Raw genomic sequence first — 20,049 nt, 5'->3', positions numbered from 1 at the left:
GTTATGGTACCGATAGTAGCGCAGCGAAACTGCTAGTACCGGCGGTCCCGGGTCGGGACGCGGTGGCGGGGCTGCCCGGGTGTGAGGAGGCCGTGATGGGTGCTGATCAGCCGCAGCGGTTGCCGTCACACACGCCGACCTGCATGGGCTGCGGGCCGGACAATCCGCACGGTTTGCAGCTGGAGGTGTTTCGGTGCGGCGATGAGGTGTTCGCTGATCTGGTGTTCGATGAGCGTCATATCGGTGCGCCGGGGCTCGCACACGGTGGCGCGATCGCCGCGGCCTGTGATGACGTGCTGGGGTTTTCGTTGTGGATCGCGGCCACCCCGGCGGTGACGCGCCGTTTGACGGTGGACTATCTGCAGCCGGTGCCGTTGGGATGTACGCATCGGCTGACCGCGCGGATCGCCACCCGCGAGGGCCGGGCGTTGCATGTGGACGGGGTGGGGGTCGGCGTGGACGGTGTCACCCGGTTCACCGCCTCGGCGGTGTTCATCACGGTGGATGCGGCCCATTTCGCCGCCCACGGTGACATCAGCGGTTTCGGGGAGTTGTTCGCCGAGCTGGCCCGCTACGGTGGCGCCGGCCCCGACGCGGGGTCGCGGTGAGCGCGCCCACCGCCGCACCCCGGGACCGGGTGCGGCGCCCGCGCCGGCCGGCGGCCTCGGTGTGGGCGCGTCGCGAGGCGATCCTGGATGCCGCGTGGACGGTGGCCTCAGCACACGGTTTTGACGGTGTGCAGATGCGTGCGGTGGCCGCGCAGGCCGGCATTGCCGCCAGCTCGCTGTATCGGCATTTCCGATCCAAAAGCCATCTGCTGGTGACGGTGCTGGCCCGCGAATTCGAACGTCTCGACACCGAATTCGTCTGGAGTACCGGTGAACTGGCGCCGCAGGCCCGGCTGGGGCGGTTGACCACCCACCTGCACACAGCCTGGCAGGCCAACCCGCACCTGACCGAGGCGATGGTGCGTGCGTTCGTCGTGGCCGACACCGAGGCCACCAGCGCGATCGAGCACGCTGTCGCGGTGATCGAGGACATGCTGGCCCGCGCCCTGGGCGGGCCCACACCCAGCGCACATGACCGGGACGTGGCCAGCCTGATCGCCGACGTGTGGCTGGCCAACCTGATCGCCGTCATCGGCGGCCGGATCGATGCGGACCTGGCCCGCGAACGCATCGACCGCACAACCCGACAGCTGGTGCACGGCACCCACACCACCACTTAGCGATACTAGTAGTATCGCTGCGCTACTCCCAGTACCATAAAGCGACACAACGACGTGTCGAAGGGAGCCGGGCATGCATACCCCCTGGATCGAGCGGTGCACCGTTCAGCGTGTCTCGTTGCGCGACGGATTGGTGCTCGACCTCGACGATTACAACGAATTGGTGATCGCCACCCCGATCCGGCTGACCCTGCCGCCGATCGGATCGTCTTATCCCGAAGAGCAGGTCCTCATCGACCCGGGCAACGTCTCGGTCCAGCAGCGTCCGTTGCTGGACCTGGCCGGCGCGGTGTGCACGGGGGCGTGGTGCGACGAGGGCGGCGGGTTGCACCTGGGTTTTTCCCGCGGGCATCGCATCGATGTCGCCCCCCAGGAGGCCGCGACCTCCTGGGAGCTCTACGGCAAACGCCACGGCTACATGGCATGCCTGCCCCGCGGGCGGGTGCGGGTGGTGCGCCACGACCTGCCCGACGACGAATCTGAGGACACCGCAAGTTAATTCACCCCCCACCGCGCCCAGCCGCAACCATGGCCCGAAAGGTCGGCGCGGCCCTTCCGATCCTCGTGTGGGACTATTAGTATCGTAGCGATACCGATAGTTTCGTTTCTTGGGAGGCGTGGGGATGGGCGATCGAACCGGAGATGCTGGGCCTTCCCGTGGCCGGCGCGGCGTCGATCTGTCCGGATCTTCGGAATACAGCGCCCGGTTGGGTCGGCTCGCGGCGTTCACGGTGGGCCACAAGGCATTGGTGATCGGTGGATGGATCGCGGCCGCGGTGGTGCTGGCGCTGCTGTTCCCGCAGCTGGAGACGGTGGTGCGCCAACAGTCGGTCGATCTGATCCCGCGTGATGTGCCCTCGTTTCAGACCGTGGACCGCATGAGTGAGGCGTTCGGTGAGCAGGGCTCCAAGACGATGCTGTTCGTCGCGATGCAAGACCCGGCCGGTCTGACCCCCGATAATCAGCTGCGCTATCAGGATCTGGTGGGGCGGTTGCGCGCCGATCACGACCATGTCCTGCTGGTCCAGGATCTGCTGGCCGACCCGGTCACCAGAACCCAGGCGGTCAGCGGTGACGGCAAGGCCTGGTATCTGCCGGTCGGGGTGGCCGGCACGCTCGGTGATCCCACCGCGGCCGAATCCGTGCAAGCCGTGCGCGATCTCACCGACACGGCATTCGCCAACACGTCCACCACGGCCTATGTGACAGGGCCACCGGCCACGTTCGCCGATCAGATCGCCTCAGCCGAGCACGACCTGGTGTTCATTTCGATCGCCACCGCCGGGCTGATCGCGCTGATCCTGCTGATCGTGTACCGGTCGGTGTTCACCGCGCTGCTGCCGCTGCTGGTGATCGGGATCAGCCTGGCCGTCGGGCGTGGGGTGCTCTCTGCCCTGGGGGAAATCGGCATGCCGGTCTCGCAGTTCACCGTGGCGTTCATGACCGCGATCCTGCTCGGCGCCGGCACCGACTACACCGTGTTTCTGATCAGCCGCTACCACGAACAACGCCGCGCCCAGGTGCCCGCCGAGCAGGCGGTCATCGCGGCCACCGCCAGCATCGGCCGAGTCATCCTGGCCTCGGCGGGCACCGTGGCCCTGGCCTTTCTGGCCATGGTGTTCGCCACCTTGAGTGTGTTCGCCGGCCTCGGTCCGGCCTGCGCGGTCGCCGTGGCAGTCGGATTCGCCGCCACCGTGACCCTGCTGCCGCCGGTGCTGGCGCTGGCGGCCACCCGCGGCATCGGCGAACCCAAACCCGACCGCACCCGCCGCTACTGGAACAGCGTGGCCGTGGCCGTGGTGCGTCGCCCGGTGCCGCTGCTGGTCATCAGCCTGACCATCCTGGTGGCACTGTCAGCGGCCGCGGCGACCATGACCATCAGCTACGACGACCGCCAAGGACAACCCCCCACCACCGCCAGCAACCAGGGCTATCAGCTGCTGGACCGCCATTTCCCCAAAGACGTCGTCATCACCGAATTCCTCGTCGTGGAAAACCCGACCGACATGCGCACCGGCAAAGGCCTGGCCGACCTCGACGAGATGGCCTCACGCATCGCCCAAATCCCGGCCGTGACACGTGTTTCCGGGATCACCCGACCGGCCGGGCAACGCCTCGACCAAGCCCAACTGTCCTGGCAGAACGGACAAATCGGCGACAAGATGGCCGACTCGGTCGCCCAGGGCAACGACCGGCGCACCGACCTGGACAAGCTCACCCACGGCGCCGACCAACTCGCCGACGGCCTGGCCCAACTCGACACCACCGTGCGCACCGCGCTCACCCCCCTGGGCGGTGTACTCACCCAAGCCGGCGCCGCCGGTGAGAACATGCAGCGCTTCGGCCCGCTGCTGCAACAACTCTCAGCCACCGCACCCGAGGTCGACACCGCCATCCAAGCCGGCCCCGGCATCCGACCCCTGGCCGAACGCGCCCAGACCGCCATCGCCGCCCTCGACCCGCTCGTCACCGCACTCAACACCTCACCGTGGTGTATCACCACCCCGCAATGCACCCAGATCCGCGACCAGGTCAGTATCCTGACCACCCTGCGCGACAACGGATTCTTCACCCAACTCGCCACCCTGGGCGACCAGTACAACCCGGCCACCAACGCCACCGTCACCGGCACCCTCACCGAAGTGCAACACACCGTGGCCACCATGAACAACGCCTTCAAAACCCTCGGCAACCCCGAAAACCTGACCGCCAACATCGGCCGACTCCAACACGGCATCAGCCAACTGGCCTCCGGCGCACGCGCCCTGGCCACCGGCGTGCACACCCTGGCCGACAGCAACATCCAAATGCTGTCCGGGATGAGTCAAATCGCGGCCCAACTGCAAAACTCCGCCCGCGCCACCGCCGGATCCGATGCCGCCACCGGCTTCTACCTGCCCCCCGAAGCCTTCGACAACCGCCAATTCGCCGACGTCGCCAAACACTTCCTCTCACCCGACGGCAAAACCGCCCGCTTCGCCATCGACACCAACACCGACCCCTACAGCGGCGAGGCGATGAACCTGGCCCGCCAGATCACCGACGTCGCCAACACCGCACGCCCCAACACCTCCCTGGACCACGCCACCGTCTCGGTCGCCGGATTCCCCGCCGTCAACTCCGACATCCAACGCCTGCTCTCATCCGACTTCACCCAACTGGCCATCGCCACCCTGGTCATTGTCGGACTCATCCTCATCGCCCTGCTACGCGCCCTGATCGCCCCGCTATATCTGCTGGGCACCGTCGTGCTGAACTACCTGGCCTCACTCGGTATCGGAGTCATCGTCTTCCAATGGATCCTCGGCCACCAAATCGCTTGGCCCGTACCACTACTAGCGTTCATCATCCTCGTCGCCGTCGGCGCCGACTACAACATGCTGCTCGTATCCCGACTCCGCGAAGAATCCACCCACAACATCCGCGTCGGCGTGCTGCGCACCGTAGCCACCACCGGCTCAGTCATCACCTCCGCCGGCCTCATCTTCGCAGCCAGCATGTTCGGCCTGATGATCGGATCGGTAGCCATCATGATCCAAACCGGACTCATCATCGGCTGCGGACTACTGCTGGACACCTTCCTCGTACGCACCCTCACCGTCCCAGCCATCGCCACCCTGCTCCGCCAAGCCAGCTGGTGGCCACAACGCCCCACCACACCCACAACACACCCCACACCAACACCACAACCAGCCACCGCCACAACCTGACAGCGCTAAGAAATTTCAACCACAGTCACACGCGGCATTCCCGATTCACACCGATCCGCCAAAACCCGCCCCGCAGAGCGCAGATCATCGAGTACAGCACTACAGATAAGCATGTCGCCCACGGTCGCAAACACCATCCCGATCACCGTCAGCGACAGTCGAGGACACCCGCAACCGACCTACAGATAACACGGCCGCAGCCAGCTGACTGACCAACGCTGCGCGGTCCAAACCGCCGAGCGCACCGAGGGCCTCGAGCCGGGCCGGGACCTCCGCGGGGCTGTTGGCGTGCACGGTGCCCGCCCCGCCGTCGTGCCCGGTGTTCAGCGCGGCCAACAGGTCCACCACTTCGGCGCCGCGAACCTCACCGACCACGATCCGGTCCGGACGCATCCGCAATGCCTGCCTGACCAGGTCGCGCACCGTGACCTCACCGACGCCCTCGACGTTGGCGCCCCGGGCCACGAGCTTGACCAGATGTGGATGCGGGGGCGCCAATTCGGCGGCGTCCTCGACACACACGATGCGTTCGTGGGCGGGGACGGCGCCGAGCGCCGCGGCCAGGAGGGTGGTCTTGCCACAGCCGGTACCGCCCGAGATCAGGAACGCGAGCCGGGCCCGGATGATGGCGCGCACCAGGCCCGCGGCCTGAGGCGGGATCGCCCCGGACCGGGTGAGCGTGTCGAGATCCTGCGTGGCCGGACGCAACACCCGCAGCGACAGGCAGGTGCCCGCCGCCGCGACGGGCGGCAGGACCGCATGCAGACGCACGGTGAATGCCCCGATGCCGGTGAGCTGGCCGTCCACCCAGGGTTGCGCCTCGTCGAGCCGGCGCCCGGCCAACAGCGCCAGCCGCTGTGCCAGCCGGCGCACCGCGGCCTCGTCGGCGAAACGCACTGTGCTGCGGTGCAATCCGCTACCGTCGTCCACCCACACCGCATCGGGCGCGGTGACCAGCACGTCGGTGGTCGACGGGGCGCGCAGCAGTGGCTCCAGGACACCTGCACCGGTCAGTTCGGTCTCCAGCAGCCGCAGGTTGCTCAGCACCTCGGTATCGCCGAGCAGCCCACCGGACTCGGCCCGGATCGCCGCGGCCACCGCGCCCGGGTTCAGTGGGGCGGCGTCGGCCGCGAGCCGTTCGCGAACGCGGTCGATCAGTGAGGCGCTCATGCTGCCCCCGCCTCGTGCGCGGGGTGACCGGCCAGCACCGTCAGCACCCGGCGCGCCGCTGATCCCAACGCCGACCGTGGGCGCACCCGCAAGCCACCACGCTCCAAGACCTCGGCGATGCCTGCCTGCGGTCGCATCGCCGCCAGCAGAGGCAGGTCCACGATGCGGGCCACCTCGGCCGCGCGCAGCCCGCCCGGCGACGGGCCGCGCACCACGACACCGGCATTCGGGTTGCAGGCCAGCACCCACGGTCGAGCGGCCGCGGCCGCGGTGCACGACCTCACGTCGGCCGGTGTCACCAGGACCACCAGATCAGCCGCGGCCAAAGCGGTTTCGGCCGCTTCGGTGGCGCGTCGCGGCACATCGCAGACGACGGTGACGCCGCCGCGGCACCCAGCGTCGATGACGGCGCCCAGCGGCCCCGCCTCGATGTCGGCACCCGAGCGCCCGCTGGAGAGCACGCTGACCCCGTCTCGACACGGCAACGCGTCGCGCAGCGCGGGATAACCGAGCCGCCCGGCCTGTAGAGCCAGATCCGGCCAGCGCAGGCCGGCCAGATCCTCACTGCCTGCCACCAGGTCGATCCCCCCGCTCCACGGGTCGACCTCGACCAGCAGCGCGGCCGGGGCTGATTGCGCCAGTGCCACCGCGAACACCGACGCCCCGGCGCCCCCTCGGGCGCCCAATACCGCCACCGCGGGACCTCGACCGGCGTCATCGCGGGAGGCGGCCTCGGACAGGACCGCCACCAGCTCGGCATCCTGCGCAGGAAGCGTTACGAGATGTTGCGCACCGACAGAGATGGCCGCCTGCCAGTCGTCCGAACGCGGGGCGTCGTTGCCGACCAGGATCACCCGGGCGCGCCTGGGCAGCCCCCGGGCAGCGCACCGCTGCGCAGCCGGAGCGTCGAGCACCACCGCGGCAGCCGCCATCCAGGCCTTGCGCCCTGAGGGATCGTCGACGACGACGAGGCCGACGCCGGCGGCAGCGGCCACCCGTGACACGTCATCGCGCAGCGGTGGGTCACCGATCAGCGTCAGCACCGTGCCGGACGGACTGTTCGAGGTGTTCGGGACGGCCATATGCCCACCCTGCGGGCAACCATCGGGCGGGCGCCATCACCAAATCGCGGATTGTGGATGAAGTCCGCGCTGTGGATAGATCCGGGCCGAGAACACGCGAGAACACGCCGGGCGACACGCTGAAAATACGGTTCCGCAACCAACACGGCTGCGCGGCCAAAGATTCTTCCCCCGAAAAAGGGACGACCCCCGCCAGGGGGGAGGAGGCGGAGGTCGTCGTGTATCAGCCCCGGGGGGTCGGGCTGATACACCCTCGGCATAAGCCGAGTAATGCTCACTATACACACGGAACTGCCAAAACATGCAAGAGACACCTGCGCGGGCTACCAGACGGGATTCCGGAATCACCGCCCCGGAGAATGTGTCGTGAACTGCCATTTTGCGTTACCCGTCAGATGGCGGCACACAGGTGCCTCTATGCTGGCGCTTGTGACCGCATCCGATCGGGCTGCCGGGGAATTGATCGCACAGCAATCCGGGCCACAGGATGGTCGGCCAGTGCGCACCGCAGCCTTCTTCGACCTCGACAAGACTGTCATCGCCAAGTCCAGCACCCTTGCTTTCAGCAAACCTTTCTTCAACCAGGGTCTGCTGAACCGTCGCACCGTTCTCAAGTCGACGTACGCCCAGTTTCTGTTCCTGATGTCGGGCGCCGACCACGACCAGATGGACCGGATGCGCAGCTACATCACCAACATGTGCACGGGATGGGATGTCGAACAGGTCAAGTCGATCGTCGGCGAGACCTTGCACGACATCGTCGACCCGCTGGTGTTCGCCGAGGCAGCCGAGCTGATCGCCGACCACAAGCTGTGCGGCCGCGACGTCGTCGTGGTGTCGGCCTCGGGTGAGGAGATCGTCGCGCCGATCGCCAGGGCGCTGGGCGCCACCCACGCGATGGCCACCCGCATGGTGGTCGAGGAAGGCCGCTACACCGGCGAGATCGCGTTCTACTGCTTCGGCGAGGGCAAGGTCGAGGCGATCCGGGCCCTGGCCGCACGCGAGGGCTACTCACTGGACCACTGCTACGCCTACTCGGATTCGATCACCGACATCCCGATGCTCGAATCCGTGGGTCACCCCACCGCTGTCAATCCGGACCGGGGCCTGCGCAAGGAGGCATCCTCGCGCGGCTGGCCGGTGCTGACCTTCACCCGACCGGTGTCGTTGCGCGACCGGATTCCGGCGCCGTCGGGGGCCGCGCTGGCCACCACCGCAGCCGTCGGGATCAGCGCCCTTGCGGCGGGTGCGCTGACATATTCACTGTTGCGCCGCTTCACTTCCTGACCTACCGCATGTAGTAGCTGACGCCCCGGCGTAACGATCAGAAGTCGAGTGCCTTTCACCCTTGCTGTGACCGTGGTCACGTAGTACAAAGGAACCACGGAAGCTTGGATGAGGCCAAGAGTTAGCCGGAAGAGAAGGCTAGATCTCCCGAACCGAGCTCCCCAGCACGGGTTCCGGCACCCACGCGGAGCACATGCCGCGGAATAGGCAAAAGTGTTGCGGGCCTGCGTGATTGCGAAGAGCGGACGGCCACGACGGCCCTTTGGGTAGGGTTGCAGCCGAAGCGCATTGCAAGGACGCCGAGGCCACCCACGCAACCCACCTGGCACGCTTGGTAACCGGTATCCGTGCTAGCGGGCGACGAGCCGAGACATCGTTTCGGACCGTCGCCCGCTTTCGTTTGCTGAGGACCCTTTGAAAAGAACCGTCAGCCCGCCGCGGACTGGGCGATCTGCAGCGCCTCCCGCGCGCCGCCCTTCAGCCCCTCACTACTGAGCAGCAGCCATGCGGTCAGCCCGTCGGGTGTACCCGAGGCGAATCCCCGTGCGGCAGCCCGGTACTCCCCCGACTTCCGCATCCAGTGCACCTCGGGAACCCCGAGCCCGTGCGGGTCCAGCCCGCTGGCGATGGTCACGAGCCGCGAGACCGCGCGGGCCACCACGCCGTCGGCGATGCCGAACGGCGCCAGGCTCAGGAGTTCGCCGTGGGCGACCGCGGCCAGCACCGGGGCGGGAACCTTGGATCCGCCGGCCAGGATCTCGGTCAGCAGCTCGAGGCGACGGCCGACGTCGGGATCGGTCCGCGGCCGGCCCAGGTGCTCGTCGTCGGTGAGGTCCGCGGCGGCCAGGGCGTGCAGCCGGGCCAGTGCCTGCATCGGGGCCCGCTGCCAGACCCCGACCAGCGCGGTGGCGCCACCTTCGAGTGCCTCGGAGACGCGAATGGCGCCCGCGGTGACCGGGTCGGGTTCCCCGTCGGCAGACAGCTGGACGGCCCCGCCGTCGAGCACCGCCGAGGCCCGCGCCGCGCGCAGCGCCGCTTCAGCCGCGGTCTGCGGCCAGCCGCGCAGATTGAACTTGTGTCGATGCGCCCGGCCCAGGGCCTCACGCGCCTCGTCGCTGGCCGCAGAAACACCGGGCAGGTCGACCAGCGGTGCGAGTGGATCGGTCATATGCGAAACGCTAGCCGACCGCTGAACACCATCGCGCCGACCGTTGGGCGCATCAGGACAGCCGCCCGGCAACCGCCTTGTGAGGTCCCAACGCCGCTGCAACCTTTGGTGACTAGGCTCACACCCATGTCAAACGCGCCAGCGACGCCTACCGAAGTCCCGTCAGCCTATCCGCCGCCTGCCGATTTCGCGGCCAACGCCAACGCGACGGGCGAGTTGTACGCCGAGGCCGAGAAAGACCGGCTGGCTTTCTGGGCCGCCCAGGCCAACCGGCTGAGTTGGCAGACCCCGTTCAGCGAGGTTCTCGACTGGTCGGAGGCACCGTTCGCGAAGTGGTTCGTGGGCGGCAAGCTCAACGTTGCCTACAACTGTGTCGATCGCCACGTCGAGGCCGGCAACGGTGACCGGGTGGCGATCCACTGGGAGGGTGAGCCCGTCGGCGACGCCCGCGACATCACCTACGCCCAGCTCAAGGACGAGGTCAGCAAGGCCGCCAACGCGCTGACCGCCCTCGGCCTGACCGCCGGCGACCGCGTCGCCATCTACATGCCGATGGTGCCCGAGGCCATCGTGGCGATGCTGGCCTGCGCCCGCCTGGGCGCCATGCACAGTGTCGTGTTCGCCGGGTTCTCGGCTTCCGCGCTCAAGGCGCGCGTCGAGGACGCTGCGGCCAAGCTCGTCATCACCACCGACGGCCAGTACCGGCGCGGCAAGGCCGCCTCCCTCAAGTCCGCGGTAGATGAAGCAGTCTCGGATCAGCCGTCGGTCGAGCACGTCCTGGTGGTCCGCCGCACCGGCATCGACGTGAACTGGACCGAGGGCCGCGACCTGTGGTGGGACGAGACCGTGGAAACCCAGTCGACGCACCACGATCCGGAGGCGTTCGACTCCGAGCAGCCGTTGTTCCTGCTCTACACCTCCGGCACCACCGGCAAGCCCAAGGGCATCGTGCACACCTCGGGCGGCTACCTCACCCAGGCGGCGTACACGCACTACAACGTGTTCGACCTCAAACCCGAGACCGACGTGTACTGGTGCACCGCCGACATCGGCTGGGTCACCGGGCACACCTACATCACCTACGGACCGCTGGCCAACGGCGCCACCCAAGTGGTCTACGAGGGCACCCCCACCTCCCCCACCGAGCACCGCCACTTCGAGATCATCGAAAAGTACGGCGTCACAATCTATTACACGGCGCCCACGCTGATCCGCACCTTCATGAAGCTGGGCCGCCAGATCCCGGCGGCCCACAACCTGTCGAGCCTGCGGCTGCTGGGTTCGGTCGGCGAGCCGATCAACCCCGAAGCGTGGCGCTGGTACCGGGAGGCCATCGGCGCCAACAAGACTCCGATCGTGGACACCTGGTGGCAGACCGAGACCGGGGCCATCATGATCTCCCCGCTGCCCGGTGTCACCGCGGCCAAGCCCGGTTCGGCGATGACGCCGCTGCCGGGCATCTCGGCCAAGATCGTCGACGACGACGGCAACGAACTGGTGCCCGGCGCCGACGAAGCCGAGCACGTCACGGGTTACCTGGTGCTGGACAAGCCGTGGCCGTCGATGCTGCGCGGCATCTGGGGTGACCCGCAGCGGTTCAAGGAGACCTACTGGTCGCGCTTCGCCGAGCAGGGCTGGTACTTCGCCGGTGACGGCGCCCGCTACGACTCTGACGGCAACATCTGGGTGCTGGGCCGCATCGACGACGTCATGAACATCTCCGGGCACCGCATCTCGACCGCCGAGGTGGAATCGGCCCTGGTCGGACACTCCGGGGTGGCCGAGGCCGCCGTGGTCGGCGCATCCGACGACACCACCGGTCAGGCCATTTGCGCGTTCGTCATCCTCAAGGCCAGCGCCCACGGCGGGGCCGACACCATGATCGACGAGCTGCGCGCCCAGGTGGCCACCGAAATCTCCCCGATCGCCAAACCTCGCGAGATCCACGTGGTGCCCGAGCTGCCCAAGACCCGCAGCGGCAAGATCATGCGCCGGTTGCTGCGCGACGTGGCCGAGGGCCGCGAGCTCGGTGACACCTCGACGCTGGTCGACCCCAGCGTGTTCGAGGCCATCCGCGCCAGCAAGTAGGCCCCCTCCGCGGAACTGCATTCCCGGTTGTCAAGCGCGAGGTTTGACGACCGGGAATGCAGTTCCGCGGCAAGGCGGGATCAGCCGATCGGGACGTAACCCGTTCCCGGTCGGTTCTTGGCGGTGATGTCCGCCAGCTGCGTGTTGAACGACATCGTCACCGCCGGCGTGTGCAGGGGCACGAATTTCACCACACAGGTCGGCAATTCCTCGGAGAAGGCGCCGTGGATCATCCCGACCAGCCGGTTGTTGACCGTGACCGGCGCACCCGAGTCACCGGGCTGACCACACACCTGGTTGACGATGGTGCCGGGGTCCTGACCGGGACCCCACGTGACGCCACATGAATAGCCCGTCGTGCGGCCCAGCTTGCAGGCCACGTCGCCGAACACCGGATCCGGTCCGAGCCCGTCGATCTGGAAACCGTTGACGTTGTTGGTCGGGGTCACCTTGGCCGGGTCGAACTGGATGACGGCGTAGTCCAGGTTGTCGTTGCCTGCCACCATCGTGCCCAGCACTCCGGCGCTGTCGGCTCCTTCGGCAGAGACGGTTGCACCCGGTCCGCCGCAGTGTGCGGACGTGAAACCGATGAGGCGGCCCGCGCCGTCGTGCCCGATGGTGGTGAGCGTGCAGAACGAATCGCCGTTGACGACGATGCCCGAGCCGCCGCCCAGCACCACCGGCGGATCAGCATGTGCCGGGGCCGGAGTCAGCATCGCCACAATGGCGATGATCGGTGCACCAATCAGCCACTGCCAGCGGTGTCTGCTCGTCAAGTGTCCTCCGATCGACGCGCCCGACCCGCGCACTTCAAGAATGCGCTCAGTCTACTAAGACGCGGATGTCGGCCGGGATCGTTAACGGCTTCGCCGCATGGCAACATGAACGCCATGAGCACAGGCGACCGCAGGGACGGCGTTCCGACGACGGTGACCTCGATTCCGCTCGTCGACCCGCATGCCCCCAAGCCGGACCCCTCGATCGGCGACCTGGTCAAGGACGCCACCGCGCAGGTATCCACCTTGCTGCGTGCCGAGGTGGAGCTGGCCAAGGCCGAGATCACCCGCGATGTGAAGAAGGGCCTGACCGGCAGCGTGTTCTTCATCGCCGCGCTGGTGGTCCTGTTCTACTCGACCTTCTTTTTCTTCTTCTTCCTGGCCGAGCTGCTCGACACCTGGCTCTGGCGCTGGGTGGCCTTCCTGATCGTGTTCGGGCTGATGGTGCTGACCACCGGTGCGCTCGCGGTGTTCGGCTTCCTGAAGGTGCGACGGATCAAGGGTCCGCAGCAGACCATCGAATCGGTCAAGGAGACACGCGAGGCACTCACGCCCGGTCACGACAAGGCCGCCGCGGCCATTGGAACGGCGTCGGCTGTCCAGACCAGGCCGGCCACCGACCCGTCAGGCTGGTAATGCCCCCACCCGACCCGTCGATCACCAGGATCGAGGGGCCATGGCGGCATCTGCAGGTGCACGCCAACGGCATTCGCTTCCATGTCGTGGAGGGCGCGAGCTCGCAGCCCGACCGTGTGGTGGAGGGCGAGAGCTCGCAGCCCGACGCGGACCGCCCGCTCGTCATCCTTCTGCACGGGTTCGGGTCGTTCTGGTGGTCGTGGCGTCATCAACTCACCGGGCTGTCCGGCGCCCGGGTCGTGGCCGTCGACCTGCGCGGCTACGGCGACAGCGACAAGCCACCGCGGGGCTACGACGGCTGGACCCTGGCCGGGGACACCGCCGGACTGGTGCGCGCGCTGGGCCACAAGAGCGCGACACTGGTCGGGCACGCCGACGGCGGCTTGGTGTGCTGGGCAACGGCCGTCCTGCATCCCCGGGTGGTCGACGCGATCGCCCTCGTCAGCTCACCGCACCCGGTGGCGCTGCGGGCCTCCACCTTGACCCGCCGTGACCAGGGCCGGGCCCTGTTGCCGTCGATGCTGCGCTACCAACTGCCCGCGTGGCCCGAGCACACGCTGACCCGGCATGACGGCGCCGAACTGGAGCATCTGGTCCGCAGCCGGGCCGGGGCCAAATGGCAGACCAGCCAGGACTTCTCCGACACCATGGGCCATCTGCGCACGGCCATCCAGATTCCGGGAGCCGCGCACTGCGCACTGGAATACCAGCGGTGGGCGGTGCGCAGCCAACTGCGCAGCGAGGGCCTGCGGTTCATGCGCTCGATGAAGCGCCCGATCAGCGTTCCCGTGTTGCACATGCGCGGTGACGCCGACCCGTACGTCCTCACCGACCCGGTGCACCGCACCCAGCACTATGCACCGCACGGTCGGTACGTATCGATCACGGGTGCAGGGCATTTCGGCCATGAAGAACAGCCCGACGCGGTCAACGAGCAGCTGGGCCGATTCCTGGCCCAGCTGCACGCCAGGTGATCAGGAGTTGATGCACGTCCCGGTAGCCACCCGCTGGGTGTTGCCGACCTTGGCCAGCTGACGCTCGACTTCCTTGGCGGTCAGCACAAACCCGGTGTCGGCATCGTCGACGGCCGCACCGAACACCACGCCGAGCACCTTGCCCGCCCGGTTGATCATCGGCCCGCCCGAATTGCCTTGCCGCACCGTCCCCCTGACCGTGTAGACCTCACGGGTGACGGTGGTACTCCGGTAGATGTCGGGTCCGTTGAGCTCGATGATCTCGCGCACGCGGGCCGGGGTGGCCAGGAAGTCACCGCCACCCGGGTAGCCCATCACCACGGCGTCGGTGCCCTTCGGCGCCGGTTGTTCGGCGAACTGCAGCGGGGTGATCGGCAGATCCGGCACGTCGAGGATCGAGATGTCGGCGTTGGGGTCGTAGGAGACCACACCGGCGTCATACGTCTTGCCGTCGGCCTCGATGGTCACGCTGTCGGCGCCGGCCACCACGTGGGCATTGGACATCACCCGGTTGGGCGCGACCACGAACCCGCTGCCCTCCAGCACCTTCTGGCAGCTCGGCGCGATGCCACGGATCTTGACCACGCTGGGCCGGCTGGTCGTCACGATGGGATCGGTGGCCAGGGCGGCGTCGGGGGCGTCGACGTTGACGATCGGCGTCCGGCCGAACGGCTCGAGCACATCGGGCAGCCCCGAGGTGTCCAGGAGGGCCGACAACCGGTTCGGCACCGACCGCATCCAGTCCGGCGCCACTTTGTCGACCTCGGTAAGCACACGCGAATTCTTCACTGCCGCAGCCAGATTGGGCTGATCAGAGGAGGTCAGCAGGCTACCCAGCAGCCAGGAGGCGACCAGGACCGCAACCAGCATCAGGCTCACCCCGACCACCGAGTCCAATGCCCGGAACAGGCGGTTGCGGATGGTGCCGCGCACGGCACGGCCCAGCACCACACCGGCGATCTCACCGATCACCACGAGCGCGAGGATCAGGAACAGCGTCGCGAACAGCTTGGTGCGATCACCGCTGACGTGCGGGATCACGTGCGGCGCCAACAGCACGCCTGCCACCGCACCGAGCACCACACCGATGAACGACAGCAGGGAGCCGAGCGCGCCCGAGCGCCAGCCTGAGATGGCTGCAACGAAGCCGATGCCGAGGATTGCGAAATCGAGCCAAACCGAGGGTGTCATCTATATCCACTTCAACATGGGGCTTCACCGTAACCGTTGTCATGCCCGACGAGGGCCATTGCGTCATCGAGTCCGCGGACGTCCTCGGTGTTCCAGGGCTTGGCCCAGCCCGCGACGTCGAGGATCGCCGAGATGACCTGGCCGGTGAAACCCCACACCAGCATCTCGTTGAGCAGGAAGGCGGGTCCGGCGAACCGGCTGGTGTTGGCCTCGCGGTACACCATCAGCCGGTTCTCCGGGTTGATGAAGGCCCGCACCGGAACCCGCGCCACGACGGCGGTCTCGGATTCGTCGACGACGGCCACCGGGCCCGGGTCTGGCGAATATGCCAGCACCGGGACCACATGGAATCCCGACGGCGGGATGAACATCTTCTCCAAGGTGGCCAGCGGGTAGAGCCGGCTGGTGTCGATGCCGGTCTCCTCCCACGCCTCGCGGAAGGCCGTGCCGACCGGACCCTGGTCGCCGGGATCGGTGGCCCCGCCGGGGAACGCGGCCTGGCCGGCGTGGTGGCGCAGTGTCGAGGCGCGGACCGTCACCAGCAGGTCGGCATCCTCGGGAAGGAGCGGTGGCGCGCCCTCGGGCGGGCCCGAGAACAGCACCAGCACCGCGGCGTCGCGGCGTGCGCCGGCCCGGGCGGCTTGATTGTTGGCCTCGACGATCCCGGCCAGCACGTCCTTGGGCACCCGCCTGCGGTAGGCGTCCGGCACCCGGTCGAGGTTGTCCACCAGCGGCTTGAGCCAGGCCGGGGCGGCATCCGGGAACAGCCCGTCGCGCGTCGATCTCACCCCGGGTGCTCCTATCGGCTAGAGCGGATCTTCTCGTCGACCGCCGCCGCGATCTCGTCGGCGCTGACGAACGAACGGGGGAGGATCCCGGCCACGCTACCGTCCGCGCGCAGTACCACCGTCGCAGGCATGACATTGGGCACCTTGAGCCCGGCCGCGACCAGTCGCCGGCCGTCCTGCAGCGTCGGCAGGTGCACTCCCAGTTCGGCCAGCCGCACCAACGCGGCCGTCTCGTTCTCGTCCTGATGCACGGTCACCACCAGCACGTCGTCACCGACCCGGCGTTGGTATTCGGCCATCGCCGGAAGCTCGTCGGCGCACGGCCCGCACCAGTAGGCCCACAGGTTGAGCACCACGGTCCGGCCCGCGAGCGTGGATGCCACGTCGACGGGCTTCCCGTCACCGGCACAGTCCAGGGTTATCCCGCGCAACGCCTCGGGTCCCTCTCCCTTCCCCGGCCCGGGACACGGCGGCAGATCGGCGCGGGCGCGCGGACCGGCCAGGGCTTCGGGGGTATCGGCGTCGCGGTGATCGCGGGACGTGGACTGCCCCGCCCCGGCCTGCGGTGCCGGCTCGTCGCGCAGTTCCATCCAGAACGCGGTGCCCAGGGCCACCAGGACCACGAGGACCACCACGGTCCAGCGGGCCGATCTGCTCATCGTGCGTTCACAGCCCTGCCAACGCCAGTAGATGCTCAGTCTCGGGGCCTTTGACCAGCGCGGCAGCGGTCTCCGGGTCGGTGGGCCCGAGCCCGAAGGACGGGCAGTCCTTGGCCAGCACGCACACCCCGCAGGCGGGCTTTCGGGCGTGACAGACCCGGCGGCCGTGGAAGATCACCCGGTGGCTGAGCAGGGTCCATTCCTTGCGTTCGATGAGCTCACCGATCGCGAACTCGACCTTGACCGGGTCTTCCTCCGTCGTCCAGTGCCAGCGGCGCACCAGCCGCCCGAAGTGGGTGTCGACGGTGATCCCGGGGATGTCGAAGGCATTTCCCAGGATGACGTTGGCGGTCTTGCGCCCCACCCCCGGCAGGGTCACCAGGTCCTCGATGTTGTCGGGCACCTCGCCGTCGAACCGGGCCACCAGCTCCTGGCCCAGCCGGATCAGCGAGTTGGTCTTGTTCCGGTAGAAGCCGGTCGGCCGGATCAGCTCCTCCATCTCGGTGCGATCGGCCTGCGCGTAGTCCAGCGCCGTGCGGTATTTGAGGAACAACGCGGGCGTCGTCAGGTTCACCCGCTTGTCGGTGCTCTGCGCCGACAGGATGGTCGCCACCGCCAGCTCGAGTGGATTGGTGAAGTCGAGTTCGCAGTAGACGTGCGGAAAAGCCCGGGCCAGTTCACGATTCATCCGTCGAGCCCGACGAACCAGGCCCAGGTGGGTTTCGGTGTCCCACTTCTTGGACCTGCGGGTTTTCCCTTTCGGGGTGGCAGCCGCAGTCACGTCAATCAGCGTACTGACCTCGCCGGACATTCTCCTGCGCGGACCGGTGATGATTCGTGACCCCACTGAGACCTACGCCGTGTTAACTACTGCCTTGTGTCGTGGTTGCTGGTAGCGCTCATCCCGGGCTTGCTCATGCTGGCGGCGTTCGGGCTCGAACGACTCGAATCGGGATTGGCGCGCGAACCGGCCCCCGAGGCCGTCATGCCCCGCGTCAAGCCGATGATCATCGACCTCGATAGTGAGCGTTTGCCGACGCGGTACTACGAGCCGCAGACCATCAATACCGGGTTTCCTGCGTCTCGACCTGTCAATCGTGTGTAGCGTGGGCTAGTCGCGAAACCGCGTACCTCTAGACTGAGCAGGAAGTATCAGTAAGAGGACAACACACCCAATAGCTTAAGGGGCAACGTGGACGAGATCCTGGCCAGGGCCGGAATCTTCCAGGGCGTCGAACCGACCGCCGTTTCGGCGCTGACGAAGCAGTTGCAGCCCGTCGACTTCCCGCGCGGGCACACGGTCTTCGCCGAAGGCGAGCCCGGCGACCGCCTGTACATCATCATTTCCGGCAAGGTGAAGATCGGCCGCCGTTCGCCTGACGGCCGCGAGAACCTGCTGACCATCATGGGACCGTCGGACATGTTCGGCGAGCTGTCGATCTTCGACCCGGGGCCCCGTACCTCGAGCGCCACCACCATCACCGAGGTGCGCGCGGTGTCGATGGACCGTGACGCGCTGCGTGCGTGGATCGCCGACCGTCCCGAGATCGCCGAGCAGCTGCTGCGCGTGCTCGCTCGCCGTCTGCGTCGAACCAACAACAACCTGGCCGACCTCATCTTCACCGACGTTCCCGGCCGCGTGGCCAAGCAGCTGCTGCAGCTGGCTCAGCGGTTCGGCACCCAGGAAGGTGGGGCGCTGCGCGTCACGCACGACCTGACGCAGGAAGAGATCGCCCAGCTCGTCGGCGCGTCCCGCGAGACCGTCAACAAGGCACTGGCCGATTTCGCCCACCGCGGCTGGATCCGGCTGGAGGGCAAGAGCGTGCTGATCAGCGACTCCGAAAGGCTGGCGCGCCGCGCGCGGTAGTGAGCCCGCTAAGCACGCAGGTAGTCCAGCTGGGCCTGTACTGATTTCTCGGCGGCATCCCAGAGTTTCTCGTCGACGTCGGTGTAGACGTGCTCGACGACCTGTCGGGCCCCGGCGTCTTCTCCGAGTTCCCTCAACGCTGCCCGTACCTGGTCCAACCGCTCCTCGCGGTGGGCCAGGTACATCGCGGTCACCGCGTGGAGATCGGGAAGGTCCGGTCCGTGCCCGGGAAGCACGGTGCGGGCGCCCAGCCCCTGCAGCCGGTGCAGGGATTCCAGGTAGTCGCGCAGGCTGCCGTCCTCTGTGTCGATGACGGTGGTGCCACGCCCCAGCACGGTGTCCGCGGTCAGCACCGCGTCGTCGAGCACGAACGACAGCGAATCGACGGTGTGCCCCGGGGTGGCCATCACCTTGATCCGCAGGCCGGCGGCGTCGATCACCTCGCCGTCGGACAACGGGCCGCCCAGACCGCGCAGGAACCCGCTGCCGACCGAGCGCACCACCGCCCCGGTGGCATCCACGAGCTTGTCGATCCCGCCGGTGTGGTCCTCGTGCTTGTGGCTGATCAACACCAGCGCGACGGTGCCCAGCTCGGCGATCCGGGCGATGTGCGCCTCGTCGTCGGGACCGGGGTCGACGACGACGATCTCGTCGCTGCCAGGGCCGCGCAACACCCAGGTGTTGGTGCCCTCCAGCGTCATCAGGCCCGGGTTGTCGCACAGCAAGACGGAGGCCGATACTGTGTCCGTCTCGATGACCGGCCGCAACAGCCCGTAGGCCGGGTGTTCGGTCACGCTGTCACTCACGCGGTTTCGACGATGATCTCGACTTCGACCGGCGCGTTGCGCGGCAGCTCCGACACGCCGACGGCTGAGCGTGCGTGAGCGCCTGCCTCACCGAAGATCTCACCGAACAACTCCGAGGCGCCGTTGATGACGCCGGGCTGCCCGCTGAATCCGGAGGCGGAGGCGACGAACCCCACCACCTTCACGACCCTGACGACGGAGTCGATGCCCACCAGCGCGTGCACTGCCGCCAGCGCGTTGAGGCCGCAGATCCGGGCCAGCTCCTTGCCCTGCTCGGGGCTGATCTCGGCGCCCACCTTGCCGGTGGCCTGCAGCTCGCCGCCCTGGATCGGTAGTTGACCAGCGGTGTAGACGAGATTGCCGGTGCGGACCGCGGGAACGTACGCGGCCAGCGGCGCGACGACGTCGGGCAGTTCGATGCCGAGTTCGGCCAGCCGTGCGGTCACGGTCATTTCGGCCGCTTCAGGTAGGCGACGTGCTGCTCGCCCGTCGGACCCGGCAGCACGGAGACCAGCTCCCAGCCGTCCTGTCCCCACTGGTCAAGAATCTGTTTGGTGGCGTGGGTCAACAACGGCACCGTGGCGTATTCCCACCGGGTTGGTTCGCTCATGGACTGAGC

General features: G+C 67.9%; 21 protein-coding genes. 10 read left to right on the top strand and 11 right to left on the bottom strand.

The genetic code is table 11. The features are described from left to right. The first annotated feature begins 95 nt into the window (after positions 1-95). From ACNQR1_RS05155 to ACNQR1_RS05140, 4 genes are all read left to right on the top strand, one after another. Positions 96-608 (top strand): PaaI family thioesterase, encoded by a 513-nt coding sequence (locus ACNQR1_RS05155; RefSeq protein ID WP_003882616.1) that lies wholly within the window; start codon positions 96-98, stop codon positions 606-608. A 59-nt stretch (positions 609-667) separates the two neighbouring features. Continuing rightward, positions 668-1,228: a TetR family transcriptional regulator gene (locus ACNQR1_RS05150; RefSeq protein ID WP_079710224.1), complete on the top strand. Its 561-nt coding sequence runs from the start codon at positions 668-670 to the stop codon at positions 1,226-1,228. Between the two features lie 73 nt (positions 1,229-1,301). Then, the gene (locus tag ACNQR1_RS05145; RefSeq protein ID WP_003882618.1) at positions 1,302-1,727 is read left to right on the top strand and encodes a DUF6188 family protein; all 426 of its coding nucleotides are present in this window, start codon (positions 1,302-1,304) and stop codon (positions 1,725-1,727) included. Positions 1,728-1,851: 124 nt separating this feature from the next. Further along, complete coding sequence (locus ACNQR1_RS05140; protein ID WP_003882619.1) at positions 1,852-4,938, top strand: RND family transporter; 3,087 nt, start codon at positions 1,852-1,854, stop codon at positions 4,936-4,938. 99 nt (positions 4,939-5,037) lie between these two features. On the opposite strand, the gene ACNQR1_RS05135 is transcribed toward ACNQR1_RS05140, so the two are convergent. Continuing rightward, positions 5,038-6,108 (bottom strand): TadA family conjugal transfer-associated ATPase, encoded by a 1,071-nt coding sequence (locus ACNQR1_RS05135; RefSeq protein ID WP_418044540.1) that lies wholly within the window; start codon positions 6,106-6,108, stop codon positions 5,038-5,040. Beyond that, complete coding sequence (gene ssd, locus ACNQR1_RS05130) at positions 6,105-7,190, bottom strand: septum site-determining protein Ssd (protein ID WP_418044539.1); 1,086 nt, start codon at positions 7,188-7,190, stop codon at positions 6,105-6,107. Before ssd ends, ACNQR1_RS05135 begins: the two co-directional genes overlap by 4 nt. Before the next feature lie 429 nt (positions 7,191-7,619). On the opposite strand from ssd, the gene ACNQR1_RS05125 reads away from it, so the two are divergent. After that, positions 7,620-8,477, top strand: a complete 858-nt coding sequence (locus tag ACNQR1_RS05125) for an HAD-IB family hydrolase (RefSeq protein ID WP_418044538.1) — start codon at positions 7,620-7,622, stop codon at positions 8,475-8,477. Between the two features lie 427 nt (positions 8,478-8,904). Here ACNQR1_RS05125 and ACNQR1_RS05120 read toward each other — a convergent pair whose 3' ends face one another. Beyond that, positions 8,905-9,645: an oxidoreductase gene (locus tag ACNQR1_RS05120; protein WP_418044537.1), complete on the bottom strand. Its 741-nt coding sequence runs from the start codon at positions 9,643-9,645 to the stop codon at positions 8,905-8,907. Between the two features lie 126 nt (positions 9,646-9,771). Between ACNQR1_RS05120 and acs the strand changes: the two genes are divergently transcribed. Next, positions 9,772-11,733, top strand: coding sequence for an acetate--CoA ligase (gene acs, locus ACNQR1_RS05115; protein WP_418044536.1), 1,962 nt, complete (start codon positions 9,772-9,774; stop codon positions 11,731-11,733). Positions 11,734-11,813: 80 nt separating this feature from the next. On the opposite strand, the gene ACNQR1_RS05110 is transcribed toward acs, so the two are convergent. After that, positions 11,814-12,449, bottom strand: coding sequence for a S1 family peptidase (locus ACNQR1_RS05110; RefSeq protein WP_418050278.1), 636 nt, complete (start codon positions 12,447-12,449; stop codon positions 11,814-11,816). A 174-nt stretch (positions 12,450-12,623) separates the two neighbouring features. On the opposite strand from ACNQR1_RS05110, the gene ACNQR1_RS05105 reads away from it, so the two are divergent. Together ACNQR1_RS05105 and ACNQR1_RS05100 are read left to right on the top strand one after the other, a co-directional pair. Beyond that, positions 12,624-13,145: a phage holin family protein gene (locus ACNQR1_RS05105; RefSeq protein ID WP_418044535.1), complete on the top strand. Its 522-nt coding sequence runs from the start codon at positions 12,624-12,626 to the stop codon at positions 13,143-13,145. Beyond that, positions 13,145-14,119 (top strand): alpha/beta fold hydrolase, encoded by a 975-nt coding sequence (locus ACNQR1_RS05100; protein WP_418044534.1) that lies wholly within the window; start codon positions 13,145-13,147, stop codon positions 14,117-14,119. Before ACNQR1_RS05105 ends, ACNQR1_RS05100 begins: the two co-directional genes overlap by 1 nt. On the opposite strand, the gene marP is transcribed toward ACNQR1_RS05100, so the two are convergent. From marP to nth, 4 genes are read right to left on the bottom strand one after another with little or no spacing between them, the layout of a single operon-like run. Beyond that, positions 14,120-15,310 carry an acid resistance serine protease MarP gene (marP, locus tag ACNQR1_RS05095; protein ID WP_418044533.1) on the bottom strand — a complete coding sequence of 397 codons (1,191 nt, stop codon included), beginning with the start codon at positions 15,308-15,310 and terminating at the stop codon, positions 14,120-14,122. Positions 15,311-15,321: 11 nt separating this feature from the next. Continuing rightward, positions 15,322-16,098, bottom strand: coding sequence for an NUDIX hydrolase (locus ACNQR1_RS05090; RefSeq protein ID WP_418044532.1), 777 nt, complete (start codon positions 16,096-16,098; stop codon positions 15,322-15,324). A gap of 11 nt (positions 16,099-16,109) precedes the next feature. After that, positions 16,110-16,757, bottom strand: coding sequence for a TlpA family protein disulfide reductase (locus ACNQR1_RS05085; protein WP_418044531.1), 648 nt, complete (start codon positions 16,755-16,757; stop codon positions 16,110-16,112). Between the two features lie 7 nt (positions 16,758-16,764). Beyond that, positions 16,765-17,445, bottom strand: coding sequence for an endonuclease III (nth, locus tag ACNQR1_RS05080; RefSeq protein ID WP_044521023.1), 681 nt, complete (start codon positions 17,443-17,445; stop codon positions 16,765-16,767). 189 nt (positions 17,446-17,634) lie between these two features. Here nth and ACNQR1_RS05075 point away from each other — a divergent pair, with 189 nt between their 5' ends. Further along, entirely contained in the window at positions 17,635-17,862 is a 228-nt protein-coding gene (locus tag ACNQR1_RS05075) for a hypothetical protein (RefSeq protein WP_418044530.1), read from the top strand. Positions 17,863-17,949: 87 nt separating this feature from the next. Beyond that, positions 17,950-18,624 carry a cAMP-activated global transcriptional regulator CRP gene (gene crp, locus ACNQR1_RS05070; protein ID WP_003883807.1) on the top strand — a complete coding sequence of 225 codons (675 nt, stop codon included), beginning with the start codon at positions 17,950-17,952 and terminating at the stop codon, positions 18,622-18,624. Between the two features lie 8 nt (positions 18,625-18,632). On the opposite strand, the gene ACNQR1_RS05065 is transcribed toward crp, so the two are convergent. The 3 genes from ACNQR1_RS05065 to ACNQR1_RS05055 are packed head-to-tail and all read right to left on the bottom strand — an operon-like array spanning position 18,633 to position 20,040. Continuing rightward, positions 18,633-19,430, bottom strand: coding sequence for an MBL fold metallo-hydrolase (locus ACNQR1_RS05065; protein WP_418044529.1), 798 nt, complete (start codon positions 19,428-19,430; stop codon positions 18,633-18,635). Next, positions 19,427-19,882 carry a RidA family protein gene (locus ACNQR1_RS05060; protein ID WP_418044528.1) on the bottom strand — a complete coding sequence of 152 codons (456 nt, stop codon included), beginning with the start codon at positions 19,880-19,882 and terminating at the stop codon, positions 19,427-19,429. Before ACNQR1_RS05060 ends, ACNQR1_RS05065 begins: the two co-directional genes overlap by 4 nt. Next, positions 19,879-20,040, bottom strand: a complete 162-nt coding sequence (locus tag ACNQR1_RS05055) for a DUF4177 domain-containing protein (RefSeq protein WP_075908995.1) — start codon at positions 20,038-20,040, stop codon at positions 19,879-19,881. The genes ACNQR1_RS05060 and ACNQR1_RS05055 overlap by 4 nt, the downstream gene beginning before the upstream one ends. Between the last annotated feature and the right edge of the window lie 9 nt (positions 20,041-20,049).

This window comes from Mycobacterium sp. 48b (assembly GCF_048282725.1).
GTDB lineage: Bacteria > Actinomycetota > Actinomycetes > Mycobacteriales > Mycobacteriaceae > Mycobacterium.
This window is presented reverse-complemented; position numbering and strand designations above follow the sequence as displayed.